The 2,728-nt window shown below is 53.2% G+C and carries 2 protein-coding genes and 2 pseudogenes; 3 read left to right on the forward strand and 1 reads right to left on the reverse strand.

Annotated features, from left to right (window positions below; translation table 11 throughout):
• Positions 1-281: 281 nt before the first annotated feature.
• The 3 genes and pseudogenes from JUJ53_RS24475 (at position 282) to JUJ53_RS00680 (ending at position 2,658) form a co-directional block, all read left to right on the forward strand.
• Positions 282-719, forward strand: a pseudogene (locus tag JUJ53_RS24475) (RDD family protein).
• 361 nt (positions 720-1,080) lie between these two features.
• On the forward strand, positions 1,081-1,821 hold the full coding sequence (locus tag JUJ53_RS00675; protein ID WP_204150067.1) for a type II CAAX endopeptidase family protein: 741 nt from the start codon (positions 1,081-1,083) through the stop codon (positions 1,819-1,821).
• A 39-nt stretch (positions 1,822-1,860) separates the two neighbouring features.
• Positions 1,861-2,658 (forward strand): CPBP family intramembrane glutamic endopeptidase, encoded by a 798-nt coding sequence (locus JUJ53_RS00680; RefSeq protein ID WP_239124673.1) that lies wholly within the window; start codon positions 1,861-1,863, stop codon positions 2,656-2,658.
• Here the strand turns inward: JUJ53_RS00680 and JUJ53_RS25370 are convergent.
• Positions 2,598-2,728: pseudogene (locus JUJ53_RS25370) on the reverse strand (ISNCY family transposase); the annotation flags it as partial. The gene JUJ53_RS00680 and the pseudogene JUJ53_RS25370 sit on opposite strands and share 61 nt — an antisense overlap.

Genomic DNA, 2,728 nt, shown 5'->3' on the forward strand with positions numbered 1-2,728 from the left:
CTGTTCACCATCAGCGAGTATCACGCCACCTACGGGGCGCTATCAGGGCTGGTTGCAGTACCCGTGTTTCTGGCGATCGCCTACGGAGTGTTCAAGCATAAGACCCCAACCCGTTTCCCAGAGCCACCGAAAGATCATCAGTAATCTTGTCAGTTTGTAAAACCAAAAGCAAATGTACCGAAGGAGGTGATCCTCATGTCTCAAGTTCCTTCCAGCCATCCGCAAAGGCTGTTCAGAGTATTTTGCTTAGACAATGATGGAAAACATTTGAGGACATAAAGATGAATAAGGCGACCTTCTTACAGCGGTCTGCTGCATGGTTGATTGATCAAGCTATTCTCTCAATCATTTACTCACTAGCAGCGGTTGCCATTGGAGTGATTATCGGAGCTTACGCTGATAGCGGAATACCTGTGCCAAATTTAATTGTGGCTCCGAGTGTGATTGTATTTTCTCTCGCTCCCATATTCGGGCATTTTTTGTACTTTGGTTACTTTTGGAGTCAGTGAGAGCGATCAATTGGCATGGGAATGATGAACATCAGGGTAGTTAAATCCGATGGACATTCGCTGTCTTTTGTGATGGCTGGTCTACGCGGCTCGTTGGGGTATTTCCTAAGTGGGCTAATCTTTGGGTTAGGCTATCTCTGGTTTTTTGTGGATAAACAACAGGAGACATGGCACGACAAAATTTTTAATACTGTAGTGCTGAAGCAATAGTTTGGATAATAGTTCGGACAATTTTCAAGAGCAAGAATCGATAAGAAAGCTAGCGATCCATACATCCTTTGCAAAGCTTAAATCATCTTTGATAGAGAAATTTTCAGCTTGCTCAAAGGAACGACTGCTTACTTAAGAATGAAGCCCTTTCATATGTAGGTACTTTAGAGGTCTTCATTAAACTTTTGTCAGTCAACCAGCGAGATCGGGATGGTCGTGAACCTCCCCCTTAGTCCTAGCTATTGCTGACGGCATGTTCAAGCGTGAGGACTCAATCCGTTTGCCAGAGCCACCGCAAGGTCATCAGTAATCTCGTCAGTTTGTAAAACCAAAAGCAAATGTACCGAAGGAGTTGATCCTCATGTCTCAGGTTCCTTCTAACCACCCACGAGAGTCAGAAAAGACCGCCGCAACGCCCTCATCCCTGCCCAACAGGGTTCCACGTCCGCGCTTACCCGAGGGTATTGTTGGCCTTGCCGTCTTTATTGTCATCGGGTATTGGGGTGGATCGCAGCTCTCACGGCTTGAACTCGATCCCGTTGCCTACGGATTGGTTTTCACCGCGCTGTCTGGGGTTGCTGGCATCGCCGGATTTGCCGCCGCTGTGCTGCTCCGCATCCGTTCCCTCAGCCCCTTCGGCGTCTGCCGAACCTCCAGACGATGGCTCCTCATCGGGGTTGGGGCGGGAGTGGTCGCCTTCAGGGTCAAGGGTTTGGCAGTCATGGCCTACACCGCCATCACCGGGGACACTGCCAATCCCCAGACTATATACGCCGAAGCTGGCAGTGGCGGGGGGCTGTCCTTAATCCTGGCAACAGTGTTTCTCGGTCTCCTTACACCCCTGGGCGAGGAACTGCTCTTTCGGGGCGTCATCGCCAACGTGCTGCTGCGTCACGGGCGACCGGTTTTCGGGGTTGTGAGCAGTGCCCTGATCTTCGCCTATATGCACGGCATCAATATCGTTTTCCCTGCGGCTTTGGTGATGGGGCTCGTCGGTGCCGAACTGCTGCGCCGCAGTGGATCGGTCTGGCCCGCCATCGTCGTTCACGTTGTCTTTAACCTTCCCACGGTTCCGGTGATGGTGCTCGCTGGCATGGGCTGAACTTGAACTATCAACAACTAGATCATTGAGGATAAAGCCATGGTTAAACATAAAAACACTCGGCTGCGACTGTTTGGGCTGCTGTGGTTGGCAGGCATGGCTGGGGTGATGACCCTGGTCTTGGTGCCTTTGCCCTTGCTCCCAGAGGGGGCCCCACCTGCCGCCGTGGTTAGGCTACTGGTGCTGGTGCAGCCCACGGTTTTGCTGTCGGTGGCGGTGCTGATCGGCGTGCTCTTGGCCCACCGGTTAGAGCTAAGGGCACCGGGGGCAGAGGCGCTGGCCGCTGGGCGATCGTGGCGGCAAGCCATGGTTCCTCAACTGTTGCCCGGTGTGGTGGGCGGGTTGATCAGCGGCGCACTACTGACCGTGATCGCCCTGCTGTCTCGCCCGCTGCTGCCACCAGCCTATGGAGCGGCTGAGCCCACGCCGCTGCTAGTGCGATTTCTCTACGGCGGTATCACCGAAGAAATTCTCATCCGTTGGGGACTGATGACGCTGCTGCTATGGCTGGGCTGGCGATTTGGGCAGCAGCGCCAGGGTAAACCCCAGGCCCGATGGGTGGTAGTCGCCATTGCCATCTCCTCCCTGGTGTTTGCTATGGCCCACTTACCCTATGCGATCGCCCTAGGACTGCCGTTAACCCCACCCCTACTAGGGCTCTTGCTGGATGAACTACCCCGCCGCAAGCGGACGGGGTATCAGAATCAAAATAGAGCTAATTGCTCATCTCTGTGTAACTTGAGATACTCATTGCCAGCAATTCTCAGTATGACGATTCAACTGGTATTGGGCGGGATGTTTAGCTCTAGGCCTTCCAGCATGAAGGTGAGCAGATGATCCCAACTGTCGAAATACATGTACCGGGTTAATGCCCGCAAATCATCAAAAAAGGTCTTGCGGGTGGGTA

It is taken from the genome of Leptolyngbya sp. CCY15150 (assembly GCF_016888135.1).
Taxonomy (GTDB): domain Bacteria; phylum Cyanobacteriota; class Cyanobacteriia; order RECH01; family RECH01; genus RECH01.

What these genes read in the sequence shown, in the direction of transcription:
- JUJ53_RS00675 (WP_204150067.1), top strand. Translation starts at nt 1,081, where the DNA reads ATGTCTCAGGTTCCTTCTAACCACCCACGAGAGTCAGAAAAGACCGCC.
- JUJ53_RS00680 (WP_239124673.1), top strand. Translation starts at nt 1,861, where the DNA reads ATGGTTAAACATAAAAACACTCGGCTGCGACTGTTTGGGCTGCTGTGG.